Origin of the sequence: Kitasatospora putterlickiae, assembly GCF_039527695.1 — a bacterium.
GTDB classification, from domain to species: Bacteria; Actinomycetota; Actinomycetes; order Streptomycetales; family Streptomycetaceae; genus Kitasatospora; species Kitasatospora putterlickiae.
The window spans coordinates 10,830-16,322 of the sequence record NZ_BAAAKJ010000180.1; the positions used below are offsets into that span (position 1 = coordinate 10,830).

The following is a 5,493-nucleotide window of genomic DNA, read 5'->3' on the forward strand; positions in this document are numbered from 1 at the left end:
TGCGGGGGTGTGGTGGGTCAGGCGGGGCCGGCGACGGTGGTGATGGGGGTGGTGACGGGGGTGCCGGAGCGGTCGCGGTCGGGGTCGCGGTCGGGGAGGTCGACCGGGGCGCCCTTGGCGGTGGCGGCGCGGGCGGGGGCGGGGCCGGCCCAGGCGAAGGCGAGGGCGTCCTCGCCGCGCAGGAAGCGCTGGCAGCGGACGCCGCCGGTGGCGCGCCCCTTGCGGGGGTACTGCTCGAAGGGGGTGACCTTCCAGGAGGACTGGGCCTCGCCGGTCAGGGTGCCGGAGGCGCCGGCCACCGAGACGACCACCGCGTCGGCGGCCGGGTCGACGGCGGTGAAGGAGAGCACCCGGGCGCCGTCCGCGAGCTTGATGCCGGCCATGCCGCCGGCCGGGCGGCCCTGCGGGCGGACCTGTCCGGCGGGGTATCGCAGCAACTGGGCGTCGGAGACGATGAAGACGAGGTCCTCCTCGCCGGTGCGCAGCTCGACCGCGCCGACCACCTCGTCGCCGTCCTTGAGCGCGATCACCTCGAACTCGTCCTTGTTGGCGGGCCATTCGGGGACCACCCGCTTGACGACGCCCTGCGCGGTGCCGAGTGCCAGGCCGGGGGAGGACTCGTCCAGGGTGGTCAGCGCGAGGACCCGCTCGTCGGCCTCCAGCCGGAGGAACTCGGTGACCGCGGCGCCGCCGGCGAGCGTCGGCGAGGGGGTGGGCGGCAGAGCCGGCAGGTCGATGACCGGCAGTCGCAGGACCCGGCCGGCCGAGGTGACCACGCCGACGTCGGCGCGGGCGGTGCTGGGCACCGCGGAGACGATCACGTCGTGCTTGGCGCGCTTCTCGGAGAGCTCGAACGGCTCGCCGTCGGCGGTGCGGGCGAGCAGGCCGGTGGAGGAGAGCAGCACCCGGCACGGGTCGTCGGCGACCTCCAGCGGGACGGTCAGGTTGGCGGCCGGCGCGGCGCCGGCCTCCAACAGGACGGTGCGTCGTTCGGTGCCGAACTGCTTGGCGACCGCGCCGAGTTCGCCGGAGACCACGCTGCGCAGCTTGCTGTCCGACTCCAGGATCTCGGTCAGGTCGGCGATCTCGGAGGTCAGCTTGGCCTGTTCCTGCTCCAGCTCGACCCGGTCGAAGCGGGTGAGCCGGCGCAGCGGGGTGTCCAGGATGTACGCGGTCTGCGTCTCGGACAGCGAGAAGCGCTCCATCAGGCGCTCCTTGGCCTGGGCGGCGTTGTCGCTGGACCGGATGATCGCGATGACCTCGTCGATGTCGACCAGCGCGACCAGCAGGCCCTCGACCAGGTGCAGCCGCTCCTGGCGCTTGCGGCGGCGGAAGTCGCTGCGCCGGCGGACCACCTCGAAGCGGTGGTCGACGTAGACCTCCAGCAGCTCCTTGAGGCCGAGGGTGAGCGGCTGGCCGTCGACCAGCGCCACGTTGTTGATGCCGAAGGTCTCCTCCATCGGCGTCAGCTTGTAGAGCTGCTCCAGCAGGGCCTCCGGCACGAAGCCGTTCTTGACCTCGATGACCAGGCGCAGCCCGTGCTCGCGGTCGGTGAGGTCCTTGACGTCCGCGACGCCCTGGAGCCTCTTGGCGTTGACCAGGTCCTTGATCTTGGAGATGACCTTCTCCGGGCCGACGTTGTACGGCAGCTCGGTGACCACGATGCCCTTGCGGCGGGCGGTGACCGCCTCGATGCTCGTGGTGGCGCGGATCTTGAAGGTGCCGCGGCCGGACTCGTAGGCGTCCCGGATGCCGGAGAGGCCGACGATCCGTCCGCCGGTGGGCAGGTCCGGGCCGGGGACGAACCGCATGAGGGTGTCGAGGTCGGCGTTCGGGTGCTTGATCAGGTGGCGGGCGGCGGCGACGACCTCGGAGAGGTTGTGCGGCGGCATGTTGGTGGCCATGCCGACGGCGATCCCGGTGGCGCCGTTGACCAGCAGGTTGGGGAAGGCGGCCGGGAGCGCGAGCGGCTCCTGCTCGCTGCCGTCGTAGTTGGGCCCGAAGTCGACGGTCTCCTCGTGGATCGACTCGACCATGGCCATCGAGGCGGCGGTGAGCCGGGACTCGGTGTAGCGCATCGCGGCCGGCGGGTCGTCGTTCCCGAGCGAGCCGAAGTTGCCGTGGCCGTCGATCAGCGGCAGCCGCATGGAGAACGGCTGGGCCATCCTGACGACCGAGTCGTAGATGGAGGCGTCGCCGTGCGGGTGCAGCCGGCCCATCACCTCGCCGACCAGGCGGGCGCACTTGACGTGGCCGCGCTCCGGGCGCAGGCCCATCTCGTTGGCCTGGTACAGGATGCGGCGGTGCACCGGCTTGAGGCCGTCGCGGGCGTCCGGGAGGGCCCGGGAGTAGATGACGGAGTAGGCGTACTCGAGGAACGAGCCCTGCATCTCGTCCACGACGTCGACGTCGAGGATGCGCTCCTCGAAGTCTCCGGGGGGCGGGGTCTGCGAACTGCGGCGGGCCATCGCGGCGGGGCTCCCTTACGTCTCGCTTGCGTCTCGTCCACGTCTCGTCGGCGCGGTTTGGCCGGAGCTGTCGGCGGTTCTGTCAACAGGGCTCGGCGCCCCCATTGTGGACCCTCCCGATGACAGTCCCGGCCAGCGCCCCTCTTCCGCCCCTGGCGAACGCCGCTTCCGCGCGGACACGTCCGCGCCGTTCGCGCGTTGCACCACAATGGGGGACGCCACACGAACCCCGACTTCGACGACGGGAAGGACCCGAGCGCATGGCCAACCCGGCCCCCGCCTCCCAGCGAGGCATCGCCATCACCGAGCACCGCCTGGCCAACGGCCTGCGCGTCGTCCTCTCCGAGGACCACCTGACCCCGGTGGCCGCGGTCTGCCTCTGGTACGACGTGGGCTCCCGGCACGAGGTGAAGGGCCGCACCGGGCTGGCCCACCTGTTCGAGCACCTGATGTTCCAGGGCTCCGCCAACGTCTCCAACAACGGTCACTTCGAGCTGGTCCAGGGCGCCGGCGGTTCGCTCAACGGCACCACCAGCTTCGAGCGCACCAACTACTTCGAGACCATGCCGGCCCACCAGTTGGAGCTCGCGCTCTGGCTGGAGGCGGACCGGATGGGCTCGCTGCTGGCGGCCCTCGACGAGACGTCGATGGAGAACCAGCGCGACGTGGTGAAGAACGAGCGCCGCCAGCGGTACGACAACGTGCCCTACGGCACCGCGTTCGAGAAGCTGACCGCGCTGTCCTTCCCGGACGGCCACCCGTACCACCACACCCCGATCGGCTCGATGGCCGACCTGGACGCGGCCACCCTGGAGGACGCCCGGGCGTTCTTCCGCACCTACTACGCGCCGAACAACGCGGTGCTCTCGGTGGTCGGCGACATCGACCCGGAGCAGACCATCGCGTGGGTGGAGAAGTACTTCGGCAGCATCCCCGCGCACGACGGCAAGCAGCCGCCGCGCGACGGCACCCTGCCGGAGTCGATCGGCCGCGAGCTGCGCGAGCTGATCCGCGAGGACGTGCCGTCCCGCGCGCTGATGGCCGCCTACCGGCTGCCGCACGACGGCACCCGCGAGGCGGACGCCGCCGACCTGGCGCTGACCATCCTCGGCAGCGGCGAGTCGAGCCGGCTGTACAACCGGCTGGTCCGCCGGGACCGCACCGCCGGCGCGGCCGGCTTCGGCCTGCTGCGGCTGTCCGGCGCGCCGAGCCTGGGCTGGCTGGACGTCAAGACCTCGGGCGACGCCACCGTCGAGCAGATCGAGACGGCCGTCGACGAGGAGCTGGCCCGGTTCGCCGCCGACGGCCCGACCCCGGCCGAGCTGGAGCGCGCCCAGGCGCAGATCGAGCGCGAATGGCTGGACCGGCTCACCACGGTGGCCGGCCGAGCCGACGAGCTCTGCCGCTTCGCCGTGCTGTTCGGCGACCCGAAGCTGCTGAACGACGCCCTGCCCAAGGTCCTCGACGTCACCGCCGAGGAGGTGCGGGCGGTCGCCGCGGCGCGGCTGAACCCGCAGAACAGGGCGGTGCTGGTGTACGAGCCGACCCCGGCCGAGGACACCGCCGACGACACCGCCGCCACCGCCGAGACCGACGAGGAGGGCGCCGCCGTATGAGCACCGAGTACGTCCCCGCCATGACCTTCCACCCCCAGCCCCAGCCCGGCACCCCCAGCCCGTGGGCGTTCCCGGCGCCGGAGCGCGCCGCGCTCGGCAACGGCGTCACGGTGCTGCACTGCCACCGCCCCGGCCAGCAGCTGGTGGCCGTCGACGTGCTGCTCGACGCGCCGCTCGCGGCCGAGCCGGAGGGCGTCGACGGCGTCGCCTCGATCCTGGCCCGGGCGCTCAGCGAGGGCACCGACACGCTCACCGCCGAGGAGTTCGCGGCCGAGCTGGAGCGGGCCGGCGCGACCCTGGACGCGCACGCCGACCACCCGTGCATCCGGGTCTCGCTGGAGGTCCCGGCCTCCCGGCTGGCCCGCGGCCTGGACCTGCTGGCCGCCGCGCTGGGCAGCCCGGCGCTGCCGGAGGACGAGATCGAGCGGCTGGTCGCCAACCGGCTGGACGAGATCGTGCACGAGCAGGCCAACCCGGCCCGGCGGGCCGCCAAGGCGCTGTACGCCGAGCTGTTCGACGGCGCCGACCGGCTGTCGCGCCCGCGGGCAGGCACCGCCGAGACGGTCAAGACGATCGACCGGGCCGCCGTCCGGGCCTTCTACGAGGCGCACGTGCGGCCCGCCACCACCACCGTCGTGGTGGTCGGCGACCTCACCGGCGTCGACCTGCCGGCCCTGTTGGAGTCCACCCTGGGCGCCTGGAAGGGCTCGCCGGCCGAGCCGAGCGCGCACGCGCCGGTGACCGCCGACGACACCGGCCGGGTGGTCATCGTGGACCGTCCCGGCTCGGTGCAGACCCAGCTGCTGATCGGCCGGATCGGCCCGGACCGGCACGACCCGGACTGGGCCGCGCAGATCCTCGGCACCTACTGCCTGGGCGGCACCCTCACCTCCCGGCTGGACCGGGTGCTGCGCGAGGAGAAGGGCTACACCTACGGCGTGCGGGCCTTCGCCCAGCCGCTGCGCTCGGCCGCCGACGGCAGCGGGCGCGCCCTGCTGGCGATCAGCGGCTCGGTGGACACCGCCTCCACCGCCCCGGCGCTGGCCGACACCTGGACCATCCTGCGCACGCTGGCCGCCGAGGGGCTCACCGACGCGGAGCGCGCGGAGGCGGTGCAGTTCCTGGTCGGTGTGGCGCCGCTGAAGTACGAGACGGCGGGCTCGGTGGCCGGCACCCTGGCCGACCAGGTCGAGCAGCACCTGGCCGACGACTTCCAGGCCGAGGTCTACCGGCGGCTGGCCGAACTGCCGACCGCCGCCGCCACCGAGGCCGTGGTCAACGCCTTCCCGCCGGACCGTCTGGTCACCGTCCTGGTCGGCGACGCGGCCGCGTTCGCGGACCGGGTGCGGGAACTGGGCATCGGTGAGGTCACCGTGATCAGCGCCTGATCCCTCGGGTCGGGGAAGGGG

General features: G+C 73.2%; 3 protein-coding genes. 2 read left to right on the forward strand and 1 reads right to left on the reverse strand.

Annotated features, from left to right (window positions below):
• Window positions 1-17: 17 nt before the first annotated feature.
• Complete coding sequence (locus tag ABD308_RS18095; RefSeq protein WP_344335636.1) at window positions 18-2,468, reverse strand: DNA gyrase/topoisomerase IV subunit A; 2,451 nt, start codon at window positions 2,466-2,468, stop codon at window positions 18-20.
• Between the two features lie 260 nt (window positions 2,469-2,728).
• Between ABD308_RS18095 and ABD308_RS18100 the strand changes: the two genes are divergently transcribed.
• Together ABD308_RS18100 and ABD308_RS18105 are read left to right on the forward strand one after the other, a co-directional pair.
• A complete protein-coding gene (locus ABD308_RS18100; RefSeq protein WP_344335638.1) occupies window positions 2,729-4,084 on the forward strand; it encodes a M16 family metallopeptidase in 1,356 nt (451 codons plus the stop codon).
• 20 nt (window positions 4,085-4,104) lie between these two features.
• Entirely contained in the window at window positions 4,105-5,472 is a 1,368-nt protein-coding gene (locus ABD308_RS18105) for a M16 family metallopeptidase (RefSeq protein WP_344335668.1), read from the forward strand.
• The last annotated feature ends 21 nt before the right edge of the window (window positions 5,473-5,493 follow it).